16 protein-coding genes and 1 tRNA gene are annotated in these 26,818 nt (G+C 67.6%); 5 read left to right on the top strand and 12 right to left on the bottom strand.

The genetic code is table 11. The features are described 5' to 3' along the window. Nucleotides 1–63 precede the first annotated feature (63 nt). Entirely contained in the window at nucleotides 64–5,568 is a 5,505-nt protein-coding gene (mobF, locus tag G555_RS17200) for a MobF family relaxase (RefSeq protein ID WP_051208174.1), read from the bottom strand. A gap of 358 nt (nucleotides 5,569–5,926) precedes the next feature. On the opposite strand from mobF, the gene G555_RS0101505 reads away from it, so the two are divergent. From G555_RS0101505 to G555_RS0101480, 5 genes are all read left to right on the top strand, one after another. Then, the gene (locus G555_RS0101505) at nucleotides 5,927–6,991 is read left to right on the top strand and encodes a hypothetical protein (protein ID WP_156887373.1); all 1,065 of its coding nucleotides are present in this window, start codon (nucleotides 5,927–5,929) and stop codon (nucleotides 6,989–6,991) included. 4 nt (nucleotides 6,992–6,995) lie between these two features. Next, nucleotides 6,996–8,036 carry a hypothetical protein gene (locus tag G555_RS0101500; protein WP_028707510.1) on the top strand — a complete coding sequence of 347 codons (1,041 nt, stop codon included), beginning with the start codon at nucleotides 6,996–6,998 and terminating at the stop codon, nucleotides 8,034–8,036. Between the two features lie 543 nt (nucleotides 8,037–8,579). Next, a complete protein-coding gene (locus tag G555_RS0101490) occupies nucleotides 8,580–8,885 on the top strand; it encodes a hypothetical protein (protein WP_028707509.1) in 306 nt (101 codons plus the stop codon). After that, the gene (locus G555_RS17190) at nucleotides 8,882–9,331 is read left to right on the top strand and encodes a hypothetical protein (RefSeq protein ID WP_051208172.1); all 450 of its coding nucleotides are present in this window, start codon (nucleotides 8,882–8,884) and stop codon (nucleotides 9,329–9,331) included. The genes G555_RS0101490 and G555_RS17190 overlap by 4 nt, the downstream gene beginning before the upstream one ends. Continuing rightward, complete coding sequence (locus G555_RS0101480; protein WP_028707508.1) at nucleotides 9,328–10,146, top strand: hypothetical protein; 819 nt, start codon at nucleotides 9,328–9,330, stop codon at nucleotides 10,144–10,146. The genes G555_RS17190 and G555_RS0101480 overlap by 4 nt, the downstream gene beginning before the upstream one ends. Here the strand turns inward: G555_RS0101480 and G555_RS0101475 are convergent. The 11 genes from G555_RS0101475 to gyrA form a co-directional block, all read right to left on the bottom strand. Beyond that, nucleotides 10,139–11,824, bottom strand: a complete 1,686-nt coding sequence (locus G555_RS0101475) for a hypothetical protein (RefSeq protein ID WP_156887372.1) — start codon at nucleotides 11,822–11,824, stop codon at nucleotides 10,139–10,141. The genes G555_RS0101480 and G555_RS0101475 overlap by 8 nt on opposite strands. A 357-nt stretch (nucleotides 11,825–12,181) precedes the next feature. Further along, a complete protein-coding gene (locus G555_RS0101470) occupies nucleotides 12,182–13,432 on the bottom strand; it encodes an IS256 family transposase (protein WP_028707506.1) in 1,251 nt (416 codons plus the stop codon). A 127-nt stretch (nucleotides 13,433–13,559) separates the two neighbouring features. Further along, nucleotides 13,560–14,489, bottom strand: a complete 930-nt coding sequence (locus G555_RS0101465) for a phosphatidylserine/phosphatidylglycerophosphate/cardiolipin synthase family protein (RefSeq protein WP_028707505.1) — start codon at nucleotides 14,487–14,489, stop codon at nucleotides 13,560–13,562. Further along, the gene (locus G555_RS0101460) at nucleotides 14,486–15,973 is read right to left on the bottom strand and encodes a hypothetical protein (RefSeq protein ID WP_036920596.1); all 1,488 of its coding nucleotides are present in this window, start codon (nucleotides 15,971–15,973) and stop codon (nucleotides 14,486–14,488) included. Before G555_RS0101460 ends, G555_RS0101465 begins: the two co-directional genes overlap by 4 nt. Nucleotides 15,974–16,021: 48 nt before the next feature. Further along, nucleotides 16,022–16,927 (bottom strand): GIY-YIG nuclease family protein, encoded by a 906-nt coding sequence (locus G555_RS0101455; RefSeq protein ID WP_028707503.1) that lies wholly within the window; start codon nucleotides 16,925–16,927, stop codon nucleotides 16,022–16,024. An 18-nt stretch (nucleotides 16,928–16,945) separates the two neighbouring features. Continuing rightward, the gene (locus tag G555_RS0101450) at nucleotides 16,946–19,942 is read right to left on the bottom strand and encodes a type I restriction endonuclease subunit R (protein WP_028707502.1); all 2,997 of its coding nucleotides are present in this window, start codon (nucleotides 19,940–19,942) and stop codon (nucleotides 16,946–16,948) included. A gap of 8 nt (nucleotides 19,943–19,950) precedes the next feature. Further along, the gene (locus tag G555_RS20955; protein WP_156887371.1) at nucleotides 19,951–21,159 is read right to left on the bottom strand and encodes a restriction endonuclease subunit S; all 1,209 of its coding nucleotides are present in this window, start codon (nucleotides 21,157–21,159) and stop codon (nucleotides 19,951–19,953) included. Further along, the gene (locus tag G555_RS0101440; RefSeq protein ID WP_028707500.1) at nucleotides 21,156–23,150 is read right to left on the bottom strand and encodes a type I restriction-modification system subunit M; all 1,995 of its coding nucleotides are present in this window, start codon (nucleotides 23,148–23,150) and stop codon (nucleotides 21,156–21,158) included. The genes G555_RS20955 and G555_RS0101440 overlap by 4 nt, the downstream gene beginning before the upstream one ends. A gap of 234 nt (nucleotides 23,151–23,384) precedes the next feature. Beyond that, nucleotides 23,385–23,461 (bottom strand) — tRNA-Ile (locus G555_RS0101435). Between the two features lie 97 nt (nucleotides 23,462–23,558). After that, nucleotides 23,559–24,200 (bottom strand): DUF3566 domain-containing protein, encoded by a 642-nt coding sequence (locus G555_RS20950; RefSeq protein WP_051208170.1) that lies wholly within the window; start codon nucleotides 24,198–24,200, stop codon nucleotides 23,559–23,561. Continuing rightward, nucleotides 24,197–26,806 carry a DNA gyrase subunit A gene (gyrA, locus tag G555_RS0101425; RefSeq protein WP_028707499.1) on the bottom strand — a complete coding sequence of 870 codons (2,610 nt, stop codon included), beginning with the start codon at nucleotides 26,804–26,806 and terminating at the stop codon, nucleotides 24,197–24,199. The genes G555_RS20950 and gyrA overlap by 4 nt, the downstream gene beginning before the upstream one ends. Between the last annotated feature and the right edge of the window lie 12 nt (nucleotides 26,807–26,818).

Raw genomic sequence — 26,818 nt, 5'->3', positions numbered from 1 at the left:
ACCACTATCAGGGACGCAACTGGCTTGTTTGCCATTGAGCGATAGGGATCCTGGGCTCGCGCTTTACACGTCCATGCTGGGGCGTCGGCTTGTTTGCCATTGAGCGATAGGGATCCTGGGCTCGCGCTTCGCGGCTCCGGCTTGGGGCTGGGGCACGTGTTCTAGGACGCTCACATCGGACTGGCGGAGGAGCCGATTCTTAACGTCGCCGAGGCCACGAAGGGCGACCTGCGCCGCAGCGCTGGGCTGGTCGTTCCAAGCGTTCACCAGGTCGGCGAGGGTGAGGCGAAGCACGCATTCGGGGATGTCCAGCCTGTCGGTGAGGTCCTGCAGCCCGTTCTCCCACTGCTGGGACGGCTGGGCGGCGATGACGCGGAGGGCGTCGAGGGCTGCTTCGCCCGCGGGCAGGTGGCTGCAGCGTTCGTCGATCAGCCGCCGCGCAAGCGGTGAGGCGTTCTCGAGGGCTGACTCCAGGGCGTCGGCGCGTCCGGTGGCCAGGAGGTCTGCGGGGTCGGTTCCGTCGAGCAGGACGGCGTAGCGGGGGTCGTGACCGCACGGGGTAAGGATCCAGTAGTCGCGTTCGGCGGCGACGCGGCCGGCGAGGTCCGCGTCGGTGGCGACGATCGGCGTCCGATACCCGAGTTGGCGGAGTTGGGCCGCTTGTTCGTCGGTGAGTGAGGTGCCCAGTGGTGCGACGCCCATGTACTTGCCGCCGGTGGCGAGAGTGACGGCGATGGCGTCCATGGGTCCTTCGACGATGACGGGGGTGACTCCGGGCACGAGGGGTCCGGTGGTGTAGAGCTGGTCGCCCTTGTGGAACAGGGGCGTGTCACCGGTGTTGAGGTACTTGGGTCCGGCCTTGTCGTCTTCGGTGCGGTCGGGGTGGCGGCGTCCGACGAAGCCGAGGATGACGCCGTCGTGGCGGATCGGGAAGACGGCGCGGTCGCGGAACCGGTCGATCAGTCGCCCGGTCGAGGCGCGTGTGGCGACGCCGACGGCGAGCATCTCTTCATCTCTGACACCAAGCCGGTGCAGATGGGCGACGAGGGTGTTCCAGCCGGCGGGGGCGTAGCCGGGTTGCAGGTCGGGGTGTCCGGTGAGGTCGACGCCGAAACGCGATTCGAGGTAGGGCTGGGCCCAGGAGCCGGGGAGACGGTCCTGGTAGAAGGCGGCGGTGAGCCGGTTGATCTCGGCGAGACGCTCAGGGGTGGAGGGACAGTCGCGCCACGCGTCGGCGCGTTCGAACATCTTGCGGATGTCCTGATCGGTGGGTTCGGGCGGGCCGAGGGTGTCGCGGATCATCGCTTGCAGCGCCAGCCCGGCGCCACCATCGAGGTCATCCTCGTCGGCGTCCCACGGCCTGTCGTCGATGGGGTCGACAGCCACCGGCTCGTCGCCCTCAGCAGGATCGCCGATGATGACCGGGTGGGTGGGCTGGAACCCGTTCCACAGGTCGGCGGGGGGTTCGTCCGCGGGGTGCGGCGGTTCGGGTTCGTCGTCGACGGGGTGAGGCGGATCGGTGAGTGTTGAGATCCGCCAGACCAGGGCGAGGCACTCGTCGACCTGGTCGTCTTCGCTGGCGCCCACGCCGAGGAGATCGGCGGGGGTCCAGCCTTGTCGGACGCCATGGTCGACGGCGGTGACGAGGGCGGGCCACCAGCGGCTGGCCTGGAGTTCCGCGGCGCGTTCGGTGCCGACGGCCTCGGCGAGCGTGGTGGTCCAGGCGGTGGTGAGGGGCTGGTCGGTGTCGAGGGCGGCGGTGACGGCGGGGGTGAGGTGGCGGGCGATGCGCCACCACAGGGCGGCTGCGGGGTGGTCGTCGGGCAGGTTGCCCTCACCGGCTGCGGTGCGCAGCAGGGTGCGGGCGTTGAGCCCGGACGCGGACAGTTGCGCGAGCCTGGCCGCGAGAGTGGGGGTGAAGTTGTCCCCGGCGAGGCGGGGTTCGAGGCGCCGAAGGAGGGGGCACCATTCGGCGAGGGCGGGCTGGCGATCACCGGTGAGGCGGCGCTCGAGGTGGCGTTGCCAGCGCGCGGCGGCCTTCGGGAACTGTCGGTCCCCGGTGGGGCGCAGGTCGGCCTCCGGGACGCCCATCGCGGCCCTCCACACTGTGAGGTCAGCGATCGTCTGCCCGGTTAGCTGCCCGAGCGTGGACGCCAACCAAGCCGGCGTCCGCCCTGTGGTGATCGCCTGGAGGTGGACCGCGTCGGCCAGCTCGACGACCAAGCGGGCGCGGGCGTCCAAGTACGGTCCCCACGCGGAGTGATCGCGCAACCGGCTCGGGACCGCGGGGATCCACGGCAGCGGCCCGGGTTGGCTGCCGCGCAGGCCGGTGGCGTCGAGGCGCCAGTCGAGGACAGCTGCCGGATCGCCAGCCCCGGTGAGGGGCTGTTCGGCGGCGGCGCGGCGGAGTTCGGCGAGGGGGTCGTGGCCGTCGGCGGCGATCAGGAGCAGGTGGGCGCGGAGCGCGGGCCAGGCGTCGCACCACGGGACGCCGGGCAGGGCGCGGTCGACTTGGCGCTCGAGGGCGCGGACGGCGAGATCGCCGGCGAGGTCTTCGGCGGCCGCGGACAGGGCGTCGGTGTAGCGGGCGACGGCCTCGCCGAGCCGGACACGCGGATCAACAAGCTGCTGCTGGAGGCTGGTCGCCGAGGTGGGGGCGGTGTCGCGGGCGAGGATCTGTTCGAGTACATCGGTGGCCGTCAACGGGTGGATGGTGTCCGGCCGGATGACGCTGTGGGGGTCGCCGTCGCCGACGACTTGGAGGTAGACGTGGTTGGCGTGACGGCCTCGGGTCAGCATTGTGTAGAGCTGCTGGCGTCCCTCAGTTCCCGTGGCGAGGCCGTGCATCGTGTCGACCGACACGCCTTGAGCGGTGTGAACGGTGGACGCGTAGCCGAGTTCCACCGAGCTCGCGACGTAGTCGGCGGGCAGCACCACGCTGCGTCGGCTGCGGGTGTGGAGGGCACGGACGCCGCCGTCGTTGATGGCGGTGATGGTCCACCGGTCGCCGTTCTTCACCCAGTCCGTCGCCGACACGCGCAGGCGGCGGTCGTTGGTGCGGGTGATGATCACGTCCCCGACCGACGCGGACAGCCCGTCAGCCAACTCGACCTCGCCGCCGGGAAGAGTGCCGGCGAGACGATGACTGCGGGCGCGGGTGTTCAGCTCGGCGACGAGGTCGCGGGTGGGGGCGAGCATGATCGTGTCCAGACCGGCGGCTTCTTCGGTTTGCCAGGCGTCGAACACGGCGTCGGTCATGGTGGCCAGGTCGCCGACGTGGACGCGGCCGTGGTCGAGGTAGAAGCCGAGCGCTTCGGGGTTCCCGTCACGCAGGGCGAGGGAGGCGCCGCCTTCGGCGGGGTCGGCGAAGCGGACGAGCTCGTTCAACCGGGCCGCGCCGTGGCGGGTGGCGATGTCACGCAGGACGCCGCCGGCGCCGATTGCCGCCAGCTGTTGGTCGTCGCCGACCAGCCGGACGCTCGCCCCCGCGGCGAGGATGTGCCCGACAGCGGCGTCCAAAGAGAGGGTGTCGGCCATGCCGGCTTCGTCGATCACCACGAGCGTAGTGGGGCCGATCTGGGCGGCCCAGTCGGGCAGATCGTTGTGCTCGATCGACCAGGTGAGCTTCGCGAGGGTGTCGGTGTGGGTGTCGATCTGGTCACCCAACGCGGCGGCGGCGGCCGCGGAGGGGGCAAGGCCGAGGACGGTGCCGCCGGCGTCCGACCATGCTCGGGCGAGGGCGCGCATTGCGGTGGTCTTGCCCGACCCGGCGGGGGCGATCGCGACCTGGACGCGTGCCCCCGAGCACGCCATCGCGCGAACAAGGGCCACCTGGCCGGCGTTCAGCTCGACCCCGTTCGCCGCCGTCTCCAGTAAGGCGAGGTCGACGGTCGCCGGGTCGACCACCTTTCCGTCGCTGCGTCCGGCCGCTTCCACGAGCCGTTGTTCGGCGGCGAGGATCCGCGGTGACGTGAACAACTCGGCACCGGCCACGGTGTAGACGGACTGGCCGTCCACGCGCTGCAACGCGGCGGGTTCGGTGATCCCGTCGGTGGCGACGGCGAGCGGCAGTGAGTGATCGCTCAGCGCCGTGGCGACAAGCCGTTCCACGGCCGCTTCCAGATTGGCGGTGGGGACATTCGCAGCTCGGGCGCGGCGCTGGGCTTCGGCGCGCAAGTGCCAGGACTGCCACGTCGCCCGCGAGCTCTCGACGGTGCCGACGATGCTGGCCGCTGTCGTGGTGAACCAGGCGTCGTCCAGCACCGGGCCGGCGATGCGCCCTGGGTGGAGGGCAGTGTGGATCATGCGGCGAACGCCGTCCTGACCACCCAACACGGCTTCGGCCTGAGTGCGCCAGGCAGTGCGCTGCTCGGCCAGGGTGCGCGGCTCGTGCTTGGCCTCCCGGGTCTCGAGGTTCGCCTGCTGGGCCAGGCCGAGAGTCTCGATCGGGGTCGGCGGCCGCCCATGGGTGGCTTGGAACTCGACAGCGAGTTCGTCGCGGCGGGCTTCGATGCTGCGCCGGCGTGCCGACCAGCGGGTGTTCAACGCGGGGTCGACGCCGTCGATCTCGCGGACGGGGCGGCGTCCGGCCGACGTGGCGCGGTCGATGAACTGGACGCCGAGGGCGTCCGCCAGATGCCGTTCCAGGGCGGTGTTGTAGGTCTCCGAGGCGGTGACCTTCGCCTTGAACAGCACCCGCCCGTCGATGGACAGCCAGCGGCCATCGTGGGTCTGGACCTTATTCGCGACCGCGACGTGGGTGTGCAGATCGGGGTCGCCTGCCCGAGAGTCGCGGTGCGTGAACGCCGCCGCAACGAGGCCGCGGACGTTCACCTGCCGGACGCCCTTGGCGCCAGTCCGGGTGAACAGAGCGTGCGTCTCGACGAAGCGGAGCGAGTCGGCAATCGCCGCTTGGTGGCAGCGTTCGATCGTCGCGGCCATGTGCGGATCCGCCAACGCCCACAGGGTCGACACGCTCTTGACCGGCGAGAACGTCAGGTCGAAGCCGGCGATCGCCGTCGTCTGCGGACGCGACAACTTCGCGATCAACCCCGCCAACTCCCGTGCGTCCGCCGGTTCGCGGCCGAACTCGGCGCGGAAGAACTCCCGCCCCACCTCGGTACGAATCCGCGCCCGCTCACTCGCAGCGACCGCCGACCGGCTCGGCGCCCCTTCCAGCAGATTCAGCGCCGCAAATCGTTTGGCGACTTCAACGCGGAACGGGGACACGTCCGAGGTGTGGATCTTGAACGGCGACCCGAGCCGGGACGCCTCCCGGTAGTCGGCTTCGGTGAGCCCGGGGCCGTGCAAGGCGTCCATGCGCTGCTGCGCGAGGGGGTGCATCCCAGTGCCGAAGAGGTTCTGCATCTGCTCGGCGGTGACCAGGTCGCCGGCGTCCAGACCGTCGACGCCGGCCATGCCGGAGCCCAACCACACCCCGGGGGTCTCGCCGCTTTGCGTGTAGTAGGAGGCCAGGCCGGTGTGGCCCTTCTCGGTAGAGTCCTGCACCGCCACCTGCCGGGTCAGGTAGTCATACCCCGATCCGGCGGTGATCTTGTGAAGGCTCATCACACTCTCCAGAAGTGAGATTCAGGGCCTTCCACGGACACCTTCGCCGGGTCGACTTGCCTGGGTGCACCAGGTGTGTGCCACATGAGGACATCGGGACATTGGCAGGGACATGCTGGTCGGAATGGCGACGGCGGGTCCCAGGGGTGAACTCGTCACGGTTCAGATGGACGCGGCGAGGCGCGGAGCAGCATAGGGGTCAGGGGAACTCAGGACGGCTGGTGGCGACCGTCGGGGTCGAGCCGAGCTGTCCGTAGGTCCCCGTTTCACCCGCTCGGCACCGCGCGGATCTGGTTGAATGGCAGCACTACCGGGAGGGGACCCAACCATGGCGGAACTGGCGGCGTTGGACGCTGCCATGAGCTCGCAGAATGACCGGCCGGAGGGGCTCTCGGAGTTGTACGCGCAGGCGTGCGCTGTAAGCGGCAGCCGGAACACGGTCGCCACGTTCGAGACCGTGTTCACGTCCGAGGGGCACCCGTTCGACAGCATCCGGCCGAGGGGCGTCGCCTCGGTCGAGCGGGTGGAGTCCGGTCCTAACGTGTTCCTGCACCTGCGCGACCACGAGGGCCAGTGGGTCGTCGGCGCGTTCCCGACGCAGTTTCCGGGCGTGTTCGAGCTCGCGAGCGGGCTGCCTGCGACGCACCGGCAGTGGCGCAACGTGAGCAACTGGGTGGCGGCGTCGTCCACGGTGTCCCGCTGCTACCTCGACCACGACGACTTCTCCGCCATCGGGGACCGGTTGTCGGAGTTCGGGGATGTGGAGGTTGTCCGCATGTCCGCGCGCAAGCTGGAGGACGGCTCCGCGGTGAACCGCAGCTTCAAACAGCGCGAGAACCGTCTCCGTCCGTCCCACCTCGACCTGATCGAGGAGACCGAGGACTTCGGCGCCTCGGTCCGCACCTTGGAGCTCATGGTGTCGTCCACCATGCACGTGCACGTTCGTCGGCTTGCCGGCGCGACTCTCTACTCGGGAGACTTCGGCGTGTTCGCAGACCAGGTGCTCACCCGACTGGAGGAAGCGACCGCCCGCCGGAAGGGGCTGTTGTCCGGGCGTGCGCGCCGCCCGCAGCAGACCGTCCGGCCCGTGTCAGTATTCCTCCCGTTGGAGATGCTGAACACGCCCGCCGAGACCGGGGAGCTGTTGACGATCACGAAGTCGCTTCCGGACGTGTCGGTGGCCGTGTTCCACCGCAACCCCTACCTGCACTTTGCGGCAACGGACGAGCGGGACGGTTCGAACTTCGACGTGATGGTGACACGGCCCGACCGGATCGACCTCTATCCGGGGTACCGGGCGTCCGCGACCGCGCTCGCCCGCGTCGCGCAGTACCTCGGCGAACGGCTCGGCGCGGTCGCCATCGCCGACCCGCCCCCGGTCGAACCGGTAAGCCTCGACGACCTGCGCGCTCCCGTCGGGTAGGCCCATGCCGCGGGACGAGGGGGAGTTCACGCAAGCCAAGATCCAAGGACTGCTCGACGCCTACCGGCTCTACGACCGGTCCGTCGACGTGGTCTCCGCCTACCAATGGCTGTTCAGCGACCCGAGCAGCGCCACCCTGCCCCCAACGGTCGCCCACTTCGAACGGTTCCCGAACCTGGCCGGCCCCGACGGGAAGAAGGCCACCCCCGACTTCACCATCCTGTTCAAGGACGGCACGGGCATCGCGGCCGAGATCGCCAACATCGCCCTCCACGACAACTCGGTCGACAAGCTGTGCCGCCAGCTCGACCGTTACTCGCGGCTGGACCGGCTCCCTTCGGGACCGACGACGACCAGCCCGGTCAGCGTTTGCGACGTGCTGTATCTGTCCCCGTTCGACCTTGCACCGTCGGCCGCAAAACGCGTCTACGCTGACCGTCTCGACGCGGCCGGGCACGCGTTCAAGCCCCCGAGGCGGCCTGTCCTCGTTGCGTTCTCACAGCAGCCGGACAGGTACACGTTTACGTTCTGGCCCTTCCCTGCCAACGGCGCCCTGCACAAGGACAACGGGCGTCATCCCAACTACGGCGACTGGGACGAGGCGCTCAACATCAAGCCGCACATGTTCCAGGGCGTGAAGGTCACCCAGCCGTTCGTGAACGACCCCATCCCCCCGCTGTACCTGGCAACCAGGCTCTGGGCGAGCGTGTTCCCCAGCCTCGCCGGCGGACGCGGCACCGTGTTCACTGCGGGCACCCGCACCATCGCCGACCACCTGCGGACAATGTACGGGCGCTGCACCGTGGACGACGTGGAGTCGGCCATGGGCATCCTGTACGCGGCGAGACTCACCACCCGCGACAAGACCGGCACTTGGCACGTCAAACGCGTGGGGCTCCGCGCGGCGGACACTCACCAGGAGATCGCCGACAGGCTCCTACCGAAGCTGGAAACCGCCACGATCGCGCCGCAGAAGCCGAGGCGTCGCCCCGCCGGAACCCAGCCCCTGCCGGGCCAGACCAGCCTGTTCGACGATCTCCCCTGACGCACGGCCGCGCGAGCGGGCGACAAAGGGTCCTACGTCGTCCACCTCCGGGCCAGCAGCCGGTCGAGCGCCGTCCGAAAGATCTGCGGCGGCCGCGACCAGCTGTGCGCGTCACGGTCGGAACTGGCACGCGCCGCCTCGGCGAGGTCCACTCGGGCCTCGTTCACGGTGCGGACGAGCCCATCGAGAACGGCAACGTCGTCATGGGTGTGCGCGGGGCCTTGTGTTGCGTGGACGCCGACTGGCCCCTGATCGGCGGGGACTTCTTGATCCGCGACGTCGCCGTCGTTTGGCCCAAGAAGCTGTTCAAGCTCCTAACCCCGCCCGGTCCCTCGAGCCCGATCACATCACCGCTTTGCGGTGGCAACTCCCCGAGGCCTCCCCGCGAGTGAAGGGACAGCCTGCCGCCCCCCGGACCTGAGGCCGTCCTCCGCCCACGTGCGCGGCGGTGGTCGCCATTCGTCGCCGGACTGTCCGTGGACGGACCCTTGGCTCACTTCTGGAGGGTGAGAGGACTCACCGACCAGAAGGGAGCCGGCCCCTATGACCGACGCCAGAACGAGCGGGCAATCCATCCGCCGCGCCGCCCGGCAGGCGGCGATCGCCGCGCAGGCCAAGCGCCGCGCCCAGGCAGCCGAGCGCGACAAGCGACTGGACGCCGCCGCCCTCACGCTGATCGTCGCCCTCCGCGAGCGGGACGCCCTCGAACGCCAAGCCGGCGCCGCCATCTCGGCGATGCTCGCCGACGGACTCACTCTCGCCGACGTCGTCACCTGGATCGATGGCGAGACCACCCTCAAGGAAGCCAGCCGACTCGCCGAGCTAGACGCGGACGGGGGCCGGTCATGACGGTCGTCAACGTGGAGAGCCGGCTGCACGGAGGACGCTCCCTGGTCGGCTTCACCGAACAGGGCGAGTACGTGGCGGGCTGGCCCGAACTCACCTACGAGTCGCTCCGCGCGATCAACCACCTCACCAACCAAGGACCGATTCCTGCCCCGACCCTCTACCGGGTACTGGGCGAACTCAAGGGCATCGGCCATCTCCTCCCGCAGGCGTGCGCCCAGCTCGCCCGCGGCCTCGAGGAGTCCCTGCACGTCCTCGACGTGTACGACCACCGCCGCGATCCCGCGGCGTCCGTGACCGAAGCCGTGCTGCTCCTCAACCAGGCGCTCCGGGTGGCCACGGAACTGGGTTCCCTCCTTGAGGCAGCCCAGAGTGTGATCAGCGAGCAGGGATACCGCCCCGACGACGACCACCCCTGCCTGTTCGACGACCAGGACCACGAGCGATGACCTATCCGATCTCGACCGACCGGCCCCGAACCGTCCTGAGGAGCCTGCTGCTCAAGGCCGCCGTCGTCGTCCCAGACGTCCTCATCAGCAGCCTGCTCTGGCTGCTGATCATCGCCGCACTGCCGCCGGTCGTTGGATTCGTGCTCGCTGTCGGAGGCTTGGTCATCGGCGCGGTGCTCGCAGCCGGACTCGGCGAGGACACCGCGGTCCGGTTCCTCTACCGCGCTCGCCGCGCCACTCCCGCTGAGGCGCCGCGGCTGGCCGTGGCGTGGCGGAACGCGACCCACCAGGCCGACGCCGACGGCGTCCGTCTCCGGATCGTCAGCCACGGTCCGCCTGTCGGCACGGCCGGACGCCACCACGTCCTCCTGCGGCGGGACGTCGTGGCCGCCTACTGCACCAACCAGATCACCGCCCACCAGGTCGCCGCCCTAATCGCCCACGGCATCGGACGTCTCCACCACGGCCACACCCGATTCGACCTGCTCTGGGCTGTCTGGACCATCCCGTGGGACTTCGTCCGCGGCCTCGCCCATGCGATCGGACGCCGCGTCGCCTGGATACCAATGGTCCAGTTCGCCTGGCGCACCCGGTTCGTCGTCGGCACCATCGCAGTCGTTCTCGAGGCTCAGGCCGGACGCTGGCCGTCCCCGATCATCATCGCGGCGTTCATCATCCTCAGCTATCTGATGCCGATCGGTCGTCAGATCAGACATGGGATTGATATCTCTCTTGTGGTGCCGTGTCCGAAACGCGGCCCTTCCTTACCTGACCCTCCGGACAACTTCGAGCATGAGTCACGTCGGATCAGCTGAGGACGTGATCTGCACCTGCGACACCGAGAAGCCCTTCCGCGGGCGGGTGCGGTGAAGCGACGCCGAGCTCCCCCATTAGTTCGTGTGCAATGAGTGGCGCGTCCACAAGCCGTCCGTGTCGAACAAGGCCCAGATGGCTTCCATCCTCCATCGAGGTGATGGGGCCGAGCAGTGGTCCCAGTTGTTGGTGACGCCAGCGCGTTGGGGCCGTGCCGGAGTTGACGGCTTTGACGAGGTTCGGCCGATCCCAGATGACGAGGGCCCATCCTTTGCCGACTTGGCTGACTGCCCACACCCCGATCGGCAGGCTGCTCTCCGGCACATGGCCCGCTGCCAATCGGGCCACGCGATCAGGATCGCGGAAGTCGCCGGAGACGCAGAGGAGTCTCTTTCCGGGACGAGTGACCGAGTATCCAGCGCTCTCCAAGTCAGCGACGACGTCCGCGTAGGGGTCTTCCTGTGACCATTCGGCGACGTTCTCCATGACTTGTTCGGGATCAACGGGCATGCCGGAAGGTCTTCTCAGGAGCTTGCAGTACTCCTCCACCAGGTCGCGGCGTGCGTCCAGAACCCAGTAGGCGAGCTCGTCGCGAAGTCGGAGGAACCGCAGCGCCTTCTCGTCTCGTATGGTCAGATCGACCCTATCTCGCATCAGGGTTAGCGCCACTAGACCAAGGCTGGCAACCCGCTCGTCGACTTCCTTCATGTTGCGCGTATCGCGCCGCGAGATGGCTTTCAGCATCGTGGCGATGACGCGTTGAGGTTCTGGATCCTCTGCGTCCCAATCACCTGCCGACCACCAGATCATGGACAGTCGAAGGACAATCAGGCTCGAGGCCACCGGCACGGTGTTGATCACGTCGGCCCACTTGGCGATCCGGCGGCGGCGCGCGATACGAATGTCATCATGATCACCGGTGTGATCTGGTGGATCCAGCGGCGTCTCGTCCACAACGTCTGGGTCGGCGTCGACGGTCTCCGCTGTGTCGTCGGACAGCCCTGCCTCGGCATCCTCGACGAGAGTGTCCTCCCAAGCCAGGTGTTCACCATTGGGTGTGCTTGGAGGTGCTGGCATGCCGAGCCCGAACGCGGCCAGAGACCGGCCGTGGTGGGCCGCGGCTTGCTCTTGGCACCAGAGCCAATCGCTGGAGTCCGTGTCCCGTGCAGGCTCGGGCTGCCCGGGGAGGGCGTCTGAGCCGGGCGTCACTCGGGGAGCCTTGGAGGCCGAGAGATCGCTGGCGAGGTCCGCCAAGTCGCTCGCCAGGGCCGCAATGACGGTCAAGTCGGAACCGAACAAGTCACTCGGTTTGATGGTGGTCGTTCGAGACTTGATCGTCACGACCTGACGTCGGCTCACGCTGACCTTGTCGGTCACGAAGACGAGCCGGCCAGCATGCTCCGCGCCCTCGGCATCGTACGAGAGCAGTCTGAGGCGGCTGTTGGCTGGGACGGGGTCTGCCACCCGCACGATTGGCGTCGAGGTGCCGGCCGGCACTTGCCCGAGCGCTGACCAGATGCCTGGAGCCTCGCTTCGCAGGGACAGCTCGAGCGCCCCCGGTGACGCCAGAGGGCGGTTCAGCGTCAGGCTCAGATCCGAACCGGTCATCACCGCCGACAGCAGGAGCGGATGTGCTGCTGGAGCGCCCGCTCTCTGTTCCTCAGGGCCAGAGATGCTCACGCGAGGCACCTGTGCGATGCTCAGCGGAGCGCATGGAGGGAAGAGCGATTCCTGGACCCGGGCAAGAATGGCAATCTCGGTGTTACCGCTTCCGCTCGGGTCAAGTCCCCGGAAGTGGTGTAGCCGCTGATCCTTCGAGAGCTCGGGTCAGAAGGGTTGTTCTCCTGGGTTGAGTGTGATGACGGGGTCGAGGGTGCCGGTGTGCCAGCCGCTGTGGGGGGTCGAGGAAGTCGTCGGGCCAGGGTGCGGGGACGCCGTTTTCGTCCCACCAGCCGGTCTCGTGGCCGGCGGCCAGCGTGGTCAGGTACTCGGCCTGGGTGTAGCCGGGTCCTTGGGCGAGGATCTTGGGTCGGCGGGTCATGCTGCGGCCTCCTCGAGTTCGGGCAGGGTGACCTCGGTGGTCGTGGTGGCGGGTGCGGGCCTCATGCGTGAGCGGGCGAGGACGTCGAGGCCGAGGTAGCGGCGGCCTTCGGCCCATTCGTCGTGTTGTTCGGCCAGGACGGCACCGACGAGCCGGGTCACGCTGTCGCGGTCGGGGAAGATGCCGACGACGTCGGTACGGCGCCGGATCTCGCGGTTGAGGCGTTCGTTGGGGTTGTTCGACCAGATCTGTCGCCACAGCTCTTTGGGGAAGGCGGTGAACGCGAGCACGTCGGCCCGGGCCGCGTCGAGGTGGTCAACCACGTCGGGCAGCTTGCCGTCGAGGGTGTCGAGCATCTTGTCGTACTGGGCGTGGACGGCTTTGGCGTCGGGCTGGTCGTACACCGAGTGCAACAGGGCCTTCACCGCAGGCCAGCTGCTCTTGGGGCACACCGACATGAGATTGGCGGCGTAGTGGGTGCGGCAGCGTTGCCAGGCCGCGCCGGGCAGGTTCGCCGCGATCGCCTCGACAAGGCCGGCGTGAGCGTCGCTGGTGACGAGCATCACCCCGGACAGGCCGCGGGCGACCAGGTCAGCGAAGAAGCTGTTCCACGCCGGGCCGGTCTCCGACGTGGCCACCTTCACCCCGAGAACCTCGCGGTGCCCATCAGCGTTCACCCCGGTCGCCACCAGCACCACGGCGTTGATCACCCTGCCGGCTTCGCGGACCTTCATCGTGAGTGCGTCCGCGGCCACGAAGGTGAACGACCCGGCATCATCGAGTCGGCGGGTCCGGAACGCGCCGACCTGGGCGTCCAGGTCGGCCGCCATCCTGGAGACCTGCGACTTCGACAAGCTGGTGATCCCCAAAGACTGGACAAGTTTGTCCATCCGGCGGGTCGAGACGCCGAGCAAGTAGCAGGTCGCCACCACCGAGATCAGCGCCGACTCGGCCCGCTTACGCCGTTCCATCAGCCATTCCGGGAAGTAGGTCCCGGTCCGCAGCTTCGGGATCTCGACGTCGATCGTGCCGACCCGGGTGTCCAGCTCGCGGTGCCGGTACCCGTTACGCTGCGCGGTCCGATCAGGGCTGGGCTGACCCCACTCGGCGCCACAGATCGCGTCCGCCTCCGCGGACAGCAACGCGTTGATCACCGTCGCCAACAGCTGGCGCATCAGGTCCGGTGACGCGTCGGACAGGGCTTCGCCAAGCAGCCGGCCAGGGTCGACAATATGAGGAGCGGTCATCGTGGATGTTTCCTTTCGAGAGTGCTGTGAGAGGTTCACTCGAAGGATCACGCGATGACCGCGTCCACGTCCGGCGACATGCCGAACAACAGGATCACGGGAACCGCGCTACACCACTATGCGGGACTCAACTTCCGCTCGTCGCGCACAGCGCTGCATACGACAGGTTGGGGCTACCAGTCAGTGCGAAGACCTGCCCGTCCGGCGTGGTCCACTCGATGAGCTTGCCGTGTCGGTATCGCAGCCTTGTACGGGACAACTCGGCGTCTTCCACAATCTCCCAGTCGACGTGACTCGCTCGAAGGACTTGCTCCAGGGCAGTGGGGTTGAGCACCGTCCAGCCAGGTTGCACCATGACCGTCACGTGGCTGGGTCGCAGCCGCTGGATGACCGCGGCGACCCCTCGTGACGCGTCGTCGTGGAACGGCGCGTAGAGCCGGAGTTCCTCCGCCTTCGTTGTCGGCAGTTGTTCGATGATGGGGCCTCTGGTGCTCGATACAATCTGGTGGCCCGAGTCGAGCACGTTCGCGCAGCCCGCCAGGAGCGCCTTCAGTTGTCTGGACGCCCGGGTCAGCGACTCGGCTGCCAGAAGGTCAACCCCTTCGCCAGTGATGTCGTCAACCACGTCGGCGATCTGAGCCATTGCTGCGGGTGCTTCGACGAGATCGCCATACAGGATGGTCCAGGTCTCTGCGTTGTGCTGCCAGCCGCCCATGGTCACGTTGCCGGACCCCACCGCCACGAGGGCCCTCTTCGGGCCTACCAGCAACACGAGCTTGGGGTGGAAGGCGCCGGGTCGCGTGACCAACCCGATGTGGTAGTCCCTCCCGGCGTGCTTGGTGGCGTACGGATCCGGGTTCCACACCGAGCCGTCGCCTATCAGACAGACCCGTGCGCCGGCGCTTACGCATGCGCCAAGGATGCGAGCTTCGAAGAAGCCCGGGTCGGCGTTGAAGGTCAGGAATACCGCTTCGGTGGCTTGGTGGTCGCCGTGCGCTTCCTCGTTGAGGAGGAACGGCAGCGGATTCGCTACTTGCTGGACCGTGTCCGGATTCATCCGAGCAGCGCCTCTCCGCGTTGGGTTGGACGCCAGACAAGCGCTTCGTCCTTGCGTGATGCCAAGCAGAGCCCGGCACCCGCCATCACCGAGGTCAATTGATCCCACCGGAGGCTCACGGCCCCTCCGCTTTCGCTGCTGTCCCTGAAGATCAGGCCGTCACGGACGAACACGCGCGCCGGCACCCGGAAGGTTCCCGACTTCCGGGAGAACGAAGCCTTCATCAGCGCGATCCTTTGCGACCGGGCAACCAGGACCCCGACCAGCCAGCGCGCGAAGTCGGGCAGAGACCGGGCACTCCACTCTGCCCGCCACTCCGCCACCCATGAGGGGGCCAGTTCCTGCATCCCTTCGCTGGGATCTTGGAAGTAGGCCGCGACGCGGTCCGGCAGTCGTTGCACTCGTGATCCGCCCAGCAGGAGCAGGGCGAGGGAGCGGTCAAGGACGTTTCGCGCGACTAATGCTGGGTCTATCTCCGCTGGCAGGAGCCTGTCCCGATCTCCGACGTCGGGTAACGACTCGCAGTAGGAATCGATGGTCCCCGATGGCAGGGCCTCAGCCAGAACGTCACCCAAGCTGGCGATCGTGGTGAGCCCTGCGATCGAGTTCACTAGCTCCGCCCACAGGTCCCGCCAAGCGAGCACTGAACGGTTTCGTAGAACCACTCCCCGCCAAGCGTCAGCGATGTCGAGTGATGCGCATAGGGGGTCATCGGTCAGGGATTGGTCATAGGCCAGGATCGGCCATGCGTCTCGGGTGACCGACCGCACCTCGTGCAGCTGCAGGATTCGCAGGATCAAGCGAATGGTGGCTGACCTCCGCCCTCCATTGGAGCGGGGATCTGGGTTCGTCGGAACCAGGAGGCCGCGAAGCAGCCTGCCGTCAGCGGCGTCCGCGCATCCACACAGGCAACATCCCAGGCAAGCCCCGAGATCCCCGTTGTCGACGACATCATGGGCAGCCAAGTCCAAGACCGGTTCGAGAGCCACACGTACCTCGTCGAGCTTGAGGCCAACGCCCGGGGCGATGTTGGACGCCTCCCACTTGGTGAGGCCCAGCAATGACTCGGAGCCTCGATACGGGCCCCAGAAGCCCCAGCTGGCCTGGGCGTAGGTCCCAGGCCTAGAAAGCTGGGCGATGTCCAGCGAACCGGAGCTCATCGCCGCCCGGATGATGTCCGCGCCGTGGGGGGCCGACATGCCCGGATGTGCCCCGTGTTTCAGCGTGATGGCGGCCAGAACCACCTCGGCGCGCCGCAGAAGCTCCTGGGCTTCGGCCGCAACGAGGCCACGCCGGTGGGCCTCGTGGGCGACGAGCGCGTGCAGTGTGAAGTAGCGAGCGTGGGGAGTCACGGTCGTCACCCCGGGGAGCAGGCGAGCCACTTGGACCAGGGCATGACGCTCGACGGACAACGGATAGCGTCCTGCGTGACGGGACTCGAGTCCACCCCAGAAGGGACCGATCACCGCCGACCCGGAACTCATGCAAACCTCCTCGCCATCGATTGGGACTCCGTGTGCACGGCTCTGTTCCTACTCCACGCCTCGGCTTTCCCAGCGGCCGAATGTTTCGCCGTCAGCAGAGATCCACGCGTCGCGCCCGTTGCAGGAGCGCCCGAGGGCGATGGCCCCCGCGGTTGAGGGCGAGGAGAAGACTGCGTCGCGGGTGAGGCGTCCGTGTCCGTCTTCGACGACGATGGTGCCGTTGGCGACGAGCTTCTCGTGCAACGCCCTGTAGGACGCGTACGCGCGGGCCGTGCTTGGGGAGTACCGAGCGCTCTCGCGAACTGTCGCGACAATCACCGAGCTGGCGAGCATCGTGAACTCGCCGTCTACCTGCTGGGCGCGGGCGTCCACCCCGAGCTTGGAGTGGGTGAGCCGGAAGATGGGCGAGACTTGGTCCGCCGCCGCGGTGGCGACGAGTGGCTGTTGCTCACGCACCCGGATCGCGTTGATCCCCAGCACCGGCAGGATGACGTGCAGTTGGTCGACGAAGTAGTCCATGTCGGACCGATCGGCCTCGGGCAGTGGTGCGCGGGGTGGCTGAGTACCGTTCTCGAGTTCGACCCGAGCGGCCCGGGTCGCTAGCTCGATCAAGCGTGCCTCGAGGTAGCGGATGTGGCCCTTGGTCAGGTTCTCATCGGTGGACGTGATGACCACCACCCGGTCCCAGAACTCCTTGTTGCGCTGATGGTTCCGCAGGCGATCGGCGACGTCCTCGGCTTCGCCGACGTAGCACCGAACGCCCCCGATCGCGGTCTCATCGTCGCCCAGGAGCAAGTAGACGCCGGGGCGTTGGGCTTCCGGGCGCCTCAGCAGGTCCGCAAGGTCGGAGCGGCGTCCGGAGAGAACCTGTCCGGTCCAGTTCATGATCTGGGCCGTCGTGAGGCCCCCCGGCGTCCCGTCGACGAGAAACAGTCGTAGCTGTTTGCCTCCCATGATTCGACGCTATCGTCCTCACCCGACAACTTCTCGCCGGAACTCGTCGTAGGTGCCGATCAGGTAGTTGACCAGCGAGACCTGGAAATCGGGGTTGGCGAAGAACAGGTCGAACAGCATGCCGTTCTTCTCGTGCCGGTCGACAAGGAGGTCCTTGATCTTCTGTTCCAGCACGAGTCGGTACTGGCCTTTGTCGTTGTTCTCGGCTACGGCGCGCATGTCGTCGTCGCCCTTGACCACGACCCACTGCTGGTCGACCCACACCTTGTCGGCTTCGCCGAGGTCGGCGCCGTACTTGTCGTTCATCGCCGAGATCAACGCCGACAGCTTGTCCATCACCGGTTCGGTCTGCGGCCCCTTCCCCGCGCCGGGCAGGGCCGTCCCCGGCTCGTCGGACGCGGTCAGGGCGATCGCTGCGTCGGAGGTGACGGCGATCCGCAGGTGAGTCAGCTGCACCGATTTGCTCAGTTGGGGCGTCGGGTCGGTGTCTCCGGGCGGCAGCTCGAGCAGCAGCAGGCGTCCGTACAGGAACAGCCGCTCCAGATCGGCGTCGGTGAACGGCATCACCTGGGCGACGAAGGCGTACGCCCGACAGAAGTGCCGCAGCGTGGTCCGGAACGACTCCTGGGCATCGTCCTCCAGGGCTGCGAAGCGGCCCACGGCCGGGTCGAGGTTGCCATAGATCTCCGGCTGGCGGGCCGGGTCCTCCGACAGCAGGGCCGCGACGGCGGCGTCCATCTCCTCGGCCGACACGACTTGGGCGGCGAGCAGGTCGTGCTCCATGGCGTAGAGCACGTTCGGGTCCGTGGGGGTCGCGAACGACTCCTCATAGAACGGCTCGAACGCGGCCTTGATCTCCTCGGCGGAGTTGGCGAAGTCGAGCACGAACGTGTCCTGCTTACCCGGATGGGTGCGGTTGAGCCGCGACAACGTCTGCACGGCCTTCACCCCGGCCAGCTTCTTGTCCACGTACATGGTGTGCAGCAACGGCTCGTCGAACCCGGTCTGATACTTCTCGGCCACCACAAGCACCTGGCAATCGTCGCCGTGGAACTTCTTCGGCAGCTGGGGCTCGGAGAACCCGTTGATGCCCGCCTCGGTCCACGTGAGACCGGCCGCGTCCGGGTCGGTGACCGTCCCCGAGAACGCCACCAGCGTCCGCAGCGGATACGCGCCCTGGTCGTAGCCCTTCCGGGCGATGTACGCGTCCAGCGCCTGCTTGGTCCGCACGGCGTGCAACCTGGACCGGGTCACCACCATCGCCTTCGCGCGGCCGTCGATCTTCGCCTGCGTCTTCTGCAGGAAGTGCTCGACGATCACCTCGGCCTTCTGCTCCAACTGGTACGGGTGCAGCGACACGAACCGCGCCAACGCCGCCTTCGCCTTGGACGCGTTCATCTCCGGATCGTTGCGCGGGTGCGCGTTCGCCAGCTTGTAGTACGTCGCGTACGTCGTGTAGTTCGCCAGCACATCGAGGATGAACCCCTCCTCGATCGCCTGGCGCATCGAATACGTGTGGAACGGACGCCGCTGCCCGTCGGCGTCCAGGCGCCCGAACGTCTCCAGCGTCTTCGGCTTCGGCGTCGCGGTGAACGCAAAGAACGACAGGTTCTTCTGCCTGCCCCTCGCCACCGCGCTCGCGAGCAGCGCGGCGTCCGGATCGGCTGCCTCATCCGCCAACAACTCCGACGCCTCCGCGTCCGCAAGCGCGTTGCCGCCCTTCAACACCGTCTTGAGCTGCTTCACCGCATCCCCCGACGTCGAGGAGTGCGCCTCGTCCACGATCACCGCGAACCGGCGCCCCACCACCCCGGACGCCTCCCCGGCCGCGGCCTCCTCCGCCGCCTTGGCCGCCACCACCGGGAACTTCTGCAACGTCGTGATGATGATCCGCGCCGCGTTACCCTCAAGTGCGGCCTTCAGCTGGGCGGAGTTCTCATCGATCCGCACGATCGTGCCCGGCGTGTGATCCAAACCGGCCACCGTCTCCTGCAACTGCCGGTCCAACACCTTACGGTCCGTGATCACCACGACCTTGTCGAAGATCGGCTGGTCATCCGGGCCATGCAGCCGGGACAACTTGTGCGCCGTCCACGCAATCGTGTTCGACTTCCCCGACCCCGCCGAGTGCTGCACCAGCCGATCCACCCCGGCACCGTCGGTGTACGTCGCCGCCAGGATCGCCCGGACCGCGTGCCACTGATGGTAACGCGGGAACAACACGCCCCCGGCATGCGCGTGGACGAACGAGCCCAGCAGGTCGAGCCACGCGTCCCGCTGCCACACCTCCTCCCACAAGTAGGCCGTCTGGTAGCTGCCGGACGCCGCGGGCGGATTCCCCGCCGCCCCCGGACTCCCGCCGCCTGCGGTGCCCTGGTTGAACGGCAGGAACACCGTCTCCTGCCCCGCCAACCGCGTGGTCATCGCCACCCGGTGCGGATCGACCGCGAAATGGACCAGCGTGCGCTTGGCGAAGATCAGGTCGTTCGGGTTGCGGTCGGAACGGTACTGCGCCATCGCGTGCTCGACGTTTTGATGCGTCAGCGGGTTCTTCAGTTCCGCCGTCGCCACCGGGATGCCGTTCACCACCAACGTCAGGTCCAGCGAGTCAGCCTGGTCGGACTCGGAATGGTGTAACTGCCGCACGACCGCCAGGCGATTCGCCGCGTACCGTGCCACCTGCGCGTCATCGAGACCGCTCGCCGGCTTGAAGTAGCACAACCGCACATGGACGCCGGAATCCTTCACCTGATCACGCAGCACACTGATCGTGCCTCGATGATCCAGGGCATCGACGACGACCTTCGTGAAGTTCTGTCTGGCCATCGCCTCGCCCCCGTGTCGGGCGACCAACTGGGCCCAGGCCTTCGGCTGGGACGCCTGCACGAACGCGACCAGTTCATCAGAAAACACGCCCCGCTTGCGGTCGTAGGAAGCCGGCTGGACAGCCGACCAGGCGTTCGCAAGCAGGTGGGCCTCGATGTTGGCCTCGAACGCGGACTCGTGCGTGATCATTGCTCTCCCTACCCGGGGATGCCGCTGCCGGCGGTGGTCACGTCAAGATCCCCGGTCGCCGCAGCGGTGATGAGGGACTGCTTGTACTCATCGAGGATCACCATGGAACGCTTCAGGTCTTCGATCCTGCCCTCGGCCACAACACGCACCCTCCTGACGGCCTCACCCAATTGCAGCCTCTCTGCCACAGTGGCCGGGGTAGATACCCGCAGTGCCATCGCTGCGTCGACGGTCAGCTTCGGCTGCGCAGAGCCAGTCACCCAGGGGGATACGTCGAGCGACTCGATACGGGCCGCCCAGAAGTCGTGCGCCCCATCAAGTGGCTGGAGGACGTGAGCGTGGTTGTTCACCCAGTACCTACCATCGGCCACGAAGGCGATCGGTGAGGATCGAGCCAAGAGATTCGCGCCGTCTTCTGACAGAAGCACCCTCGGACCTTCAAACAGGTAGTCGTCGACCGAGTCGATGGCACCGGATGCCCCAAAGTAGGGGTAGGGCCCCTTTCGTTGTGCCCGTTCCTCGCCACTCAGCGGGACCCGCACGGCGTCCTCGGACGTCACGAAGCGCCGAAGCGCGCCCTCCATCCACGCAACTCCGATGCCGGAGACCATCCCGGCGACCTCGCTCCGAAACATCGCATTCACAAGCTTCATCTGGTCGGCGCGGGCAGCGATGATCCGGTCGATGCGGGCGACCCGGTCGTCGAGGAACTCCGCGATCCGCTGCTGGGCGTCTCGTGGGGGAAGCCACAACGGCATTTGATCGAGGTCTTGCTGCTGTATCCGCCGATCGAAGGTCGTATTCGCGCGCACGAAAAGGTCGTACTGATCCCGATACGGCTGGCTGCGGAGTAAATGGTGCAGGAATCGTGGCTCGACGTGGGTCGAAGACGTGAACACGCGATAGTCCGGACTAACGGCGCCCGCCAAGCTGGAGACTGCGATACTTCCGCCAGTCAGCCACATGGGATTGACTACCAGCTGATCCACCTCGACCAGCAAGCTGCGTTGCTCCGTGGCTTCGGACGCCTGTTGCCGATCGGTTGTTCCAGCCCGGGGATACAGGTAGCCCCCGCTTGAGAGCGACAGGCGGTCGACTGCTTCGCCGTCCGCGCCGCCGACCCGGGCGTCCGTCTGGCGCATGACGCGTTTGAAGACATGGCGTTGACTCCCAGTCCATGTCCGGCCTAGAGCCGCTTCGATTGCCAGGTTGCTCACGGTAGGAGCCCCTTCATCCAACCTTGGATCTGTTCCTCAAGCCCCTTGATCTCTGCGGCGATCTCTGTCACGGGCCGGGGCGGCGTATACACGTAGAACTGGCGAGTGAACGGGATCTCGAAGCCGACCTTGGTCTTGGTGTGGTCGATCCAGGCGTCTGGGGTGTAGGGGTGGATCTCGTTGCGCACGTGCGCCTCGGCAGACTCGACCAGCGCTTTGGCTCTCGCCTTCTCATTCAGCGCTAGCCAACCCTCGGGGAGGGGGATGTTCTCGGCGTCGCGGAGGCCCGGGTCGGGCTCGGGGCCGGACTTGCCCCGGATCAACGGCGCTCTCGGGTCGGCGACCGCCGCGAGCTTCACCAACTCCCGCACAACCGACAGGGGCGGGGCGGCGTCCAACTTCTTGAGCGCGGCCGTGAGGGCCGCGGCCGTGGCGTAGGGCGTCCCGACCAGCGACCCAAACGCCTCGCCGGCGGCGGGGGCGTCCTTCCAGGCGATCCAGGCCTTCGACGACTCCAAGGCTGCGAGGGTGTCCGGGTTGACCTCCCAGCGGCGGCGCAGCGGCCGTTCGACGGTGATCCGTTGGAAGCCGAAGGTCTCGTTGGTGAGGACCTTGACGCGCGGGTCGTCGGCGAACTCGCCTTGGGCGGCGCCGTACAGCTGGGCGATCTGTTCGATGGCGTCCGGGGTGAGTTCCTTGCGCTTGTCGCCGAGGGACTTGCGCATCCTCGTGCCCAGTTCGCGGGCGTCGATGAGGCGCACCCGGCCGCGGTCGGCGTCTGTCTTGTCGTTGGTGAGGATCCACACGTAGGTGGAGATGCCGGTGTTGTAGAACATCTGGTCCGGGAGGGCGACGATGCCCTCCAGCCAGTCGTTCTCGAGGATCCAGCGGCGGATCTCCGACTCGCCGGAGCCGGCCTGCCCTGAAAAGAGCGGCGACCCCGAAAGCACGATCGCCACCCGCGAGCCGGTCGGCTTCATGTGGGACAGCATGTGCTGCAAGAACAGCAGGGATCCGTCCGAGACCCGCGGCAGGCCGACGCCGAAACGTCCGTGGTGGCCGAGCTTCTCGTACTCGTCACGGATCGGGCTCGCGTACGCCTTCCAGTCCACCCCATAGGGCGGGTTGGCCAGGATGAAGTCGAACTTCTGCGTGCCGAACGCGTCGGACGTGAGGGTGTTGCCGTTGCGCATCCGGGCCGGGTCGATGTCCTGCATCATCAGGTCCGACTGGGCGATCGCCCAGGTCTCGTCGTTGAGTTCCTGACCGAACACGTTGACGATCGCCTTCGGGTTCAGGTCCCGGATTCGGTGCATCGCCCCCATCAACATGCCGCCCGTTCCGGCCGCCGGGTCGTACACGGTGCGAACGGGGATCGGGTTCTCGGTGAGTTCCTTCGACGCCTGCCCGGTCAGGAGCAGGTCGACCATCAGGGTGATCACCTCGCGCGGGGTGTAGTGCTCGCCGGCGGTCTCGTTGCTCATCTCGGAGAACTTCCGCAGCAGCTCCTCGAAGATGTAACCCATCGCCTCGTTCGAGACGACCACCGGCCGCAGGTCCAGGTCTGCGAAGTCCGCCATCACGGCGTATAGCAGCCCAGCGCGATCGAGCCGGGCGATCTTGTCGTCGAAGTTGTACGCCTCCATCACCCGGTAGGCATCGCGCGATAACAGGCGGATGTACGTCGCCAGGTTGTCGGCCAGGTTCTTGTCGTCGTTCAGCAGCGTGGCGAATGTCCACGGGGCGGTGTTGTAGAAGCGGCGGCCCGCGACCTTCCTCAACAGCGCGTCCTCGCCCTCGCCGATCGTGGTGAACGTCTTCGCCTTGGCGAGCACGGCGTCCTTGGTCGGCGCCAGCACGGCGTCCATGCGGCGCAACACCAGCAGCGGCAGCATCACCGATCCGTACTCGTGCTGCTTGAAGGTACCGCGCAGCTTGTCGGCGACCTTCCACACGAACGCGACCTTGTCCTGGAACCCCTGCGGCGCCATTGCCCCCCACTTCCTCTTCCCAAGTCACCCTAACGAGTCCGGTTGGCCCCTCGGCGATGGACCCGCGAGCGTGGAAGCTGAAGCCGCTGCTCCATGGGTCGTGATCGCCGCGCGCAGCCCTCTGAGTGCCGCCCGAAGGGGTTGAAACCGGTGCGATTGGGCACGTGTTGGGCACGAAGGTGTTGGCGGGGCTTTGAGAGACGAACGTTCCCCCTAGTGGGGAAGGATTGGAGATGGTGGGCCTAACTGGACTTGAACCAGTGACCTCCGCCTTATCAGGGCGGCGCTCTAACCGACTGAGCTATAGGCCCATACGCACATCCGGCGCCACAACGCCGAAAGCTGACTCTACCCGAGCACCGAACGCGGGCTCAACTCGGGACCGCCTGATGACGACCCGACGCGTCCTCAGTCCTCGGCCAGGGTGAGCTCCAACCCGCCGAGCATCGTGGCCGACAGGTTGTACAGGAACGATCCCAGGGTGCCCAGCGCCGTGACGAGGACGATGTCGATCGCACCGATCACCGCCGTCCCGCCCAGCACCTTGGCGCCGTTGAGGTACTGGTGGATGTCGAACGGCGTCGGGTCGGACGGCGTCGACACGAGCGTGCTGATGAACTCGTTGAGGTCGGTGAGCAGCCCCGACGCCTCGATGATCGTCCACAGGACGCCGACCGCGACCATCGAGATGATGAACCCCGCGACCGAGAACAGGAACACCGTCTTCATCACCGACCACGGGTCGATCCGGGCCAGGCGCAGCCGCGCCTTCCGCGTCCGCTTGCTCGGCGGCGCGGAGAGAACCTCTTCGGGACTCCTCGTGGACGCCGGACTCGACGACGGCGGAGCCTTCACGGTCGGCCGCAACGCGGTCTGCGCCGGGTCGTCGGCCGGCGTGAAGGCCGGAGCCGATGCCGGGGGAGCCGCGGGGGCGTCGGAACCCGGGAGCTTCGCCGTGGGAGCGGGGCGGAAGTAGTTCGCCGGAGGCAGATGCTCGGTCCCGGTGCCGACGCTTCCGCCGGTCCGGTAGACGCCCTGTTCGTCGCTCACTCGTCGTCCTCCTGTTGGTCCGTCGGGACCGCGGCCTCCTCGGTGGCCACTACGTCTTCCGTGTCAACGGTACTCGACTCGGCCGAATCCTCCTCGTCGGACTCCACGCCGGCCTCCGGATAGAGCGCGATCGCGGCGACGGCGTCGTCGGCCAGGATGCCGACGAACTTCACGCCCATCGTGTCCCGCCCCTTCGCCGGCACCTCGCCCACCGAGCTGCGGATGATCTGCCCCGACACCTTGATCGCGATGACCTCGTCGGACTCGCTGACCACCAGGCCGCCGACGAGGGAACCCCTGTCCTCGTTGAGCTTCATGGCCTTGATGCCGAGCCCGCCGCGGCCCTGGACGCGGTACTCGCTCACCGCGGTGCGCTTCGCGAACCCGCCGTCGGTCACCGTGAACACGAACCGGTCCTGCTCGGACGCGTCGGCGGCGATGATCGACATCGACAACAGCGAATCGCCCTTCCGGAACTTCATTCCGGTCACGCCGGACGTCGCCCGCCCCATGGGACGAAGCTGCTCGTCGTCGGCCGCGAACCGGATGGCCTGCCCCTTGCGCGACACCAGCAGGACGTCGTCGTCGGCGCCGCACACCTGGGCGCCGATGAGCTCGTCGTCGGGATCGCGGAAGTTGATGGCGATGACGCCGGCCTGCCGGGGCGAGTCGTACTGCGCGAGCGCCGTCTTCTTCACCAGCCCGTTGCGGGTCGCGAGCAGCAGGTACGGCGCATCGGCGTAGCTCCGCACGGTCAGCACCTGCGCGATCCGCTCCTCGGGCAGGAACGACAGCAACCCGGCGACATGCCCGCCCTTCGCGTCGCGACCGGCCTCGGGAAGCTGCCACACCTTCGCCCGGTACACGCGCCCGAGATTGGTGAAGAACAGCATCCAGTGATGGTTCGTGGTCGTGAAGAGCTGGTCGACGGTGTCGTCGGTCCGCAGCGTCGCGCCGCGCACCCCCTTGCCGCCGCGCTTCTGAACCCGGTAGAGGTCCGCCCGCGTCCGCTTCGCGTAGCCGCCGGCCGTGATCGTGACGATCATGTCGTCGTCGGGAATGAGGTCCTCGTGCGAGAGATCCCCCTCCTCCGACACGAACTGCGTGCGCCGGTCGTCACCGTACTTGTCGACGATCTCGCCCAGTTCGCTCGCGACGATCTGCCGCTGCCGCTGCGGCGTCGCGAGGATGTCGGTCAGGTCCGCGATCCGCCGCTCCAGCTCCGCCAGGTTGTCGATGATCTTCTGCCGCTCCATCGCCGCCAGACGCCGCAACTGGGTGTCCAGGATGTAGGTGGCCTGCAGGTCGTCGATGTCGAGCAGCTCCTTGAGCCCCTCGCGGGCATCCTCCACCTGCGGGCTGCGCCGGATCAGCGCGATCACCTCGTCGAGCATGTCCAGCGCCTTCACCAGGCCGCGCTGCAGATGCGCCTGCTCCTCCGCCTTGGCCAGCCGGAACGCCGTGCGCCGCTTGATGACCTGGATCTGATGCCGGATCCAGTAGGTGAGGAACTGATCGAGCCGCAGCGTCCGGGGCACCTCGTCGACCAGGGTCAGCATGTTGCAGCCGAACGTGTCCTGCAACTGCGTGTGCTTGTAGAGCTGGTTCATGACGACACGCGGCTGCGCGTCCCGCTTGAGGACGATGACGAGCCGCTGCCCCGTTCGCGCCGACGTGTCGTCGCGGATGTCGGCGATGCCGGAGATCCGCCCCGAGTTCACCAGCTCGGCGATCTTCAGCGCGAGGTTGTCGGGGTTGCACATGTAGGGCAACTCGGTGACGACGAGCAGCGTCCGGCCCGCCTTGTCCTCCTCGATGTTGATCACCGCGCGCACGGTGACGAGACCGCGTCCGGTGCGGTACGCGTCCTCGATGCCGCGGCGGCCCACGATCTGCGCCCCGCTCGGGAAATCGGGGCCCTTGATCCGCTCGATCGCGGCCTCCAGCCGCTCCTCGGGCGTCGACTCGGGATGCTCGAGGATCCAGCCGACGGCATCGGCGACCTCGCGCAGGTTGTGCGTCGGGATGTTCGTCGCCATGCCGACCGCGATCCCCGTCGACCCGTTGACCAGCAGGTTCGGGAACCGGGACGGCAGGACGACCGGCTCGCTCTCCCGGTTGTCGTAGTTGGGCTTGAAATCGACGGTGTCCTCGTCGATGTCGCGGACCATCTCCATGGCCAGCGGCGCCATCCGGCACTCGGTGTACCGCATGGCCGCGGCCCCGTCGTTGCCCGGCGAGCCGAAGTTGCCCTGCCCCGCGATGAGGGGCGCCCTCATCACCCAGGGCTGCGCGAGGCGGACGAGCGTGTCGTAGATCGCGCTGTCACCATGAGGATGGAAGCGGCCCATGACGTCGCCGACGACACGCGAGCACTTGTTCCAGCCCCGGTCGGGCCGGAACCCGCCGTCGTACATGGCGTACAGCACGCGCCGGTGCACGGGCTTGAGGCCGTCGCGGACGTCGGGCAGCGCCCGGCCGACGATGACCGACATCGCATAGTCCAGGTAGGACCGCTGGATCTCGACGTTGAGGTCGACCTCCTCGACGCGTCCAACCATGGGCTGAAGGCCCTGCTCGGTGCTGCTGTCCGGTGTCTCTTGCATGCGTGTGTGTCT

The sequence above is a fragment of the Propionicicella superfundia DSM 22317 genome (assembly GCF_000423465.1).
In the GTDB taxonomy this organism is placed as follows: domain Bacteria; phylum Actinomycetota; class Actinomycetes; order Propionibacteriales; family Propionibacteriaceae; genus Propionicicella; species Propionicicella superfundia.
The sequence above is the reverse complement of the archived record's forward strand: the minus strand, read 5'-3'. Positions and strand labels throughout refer to the sequence as shown.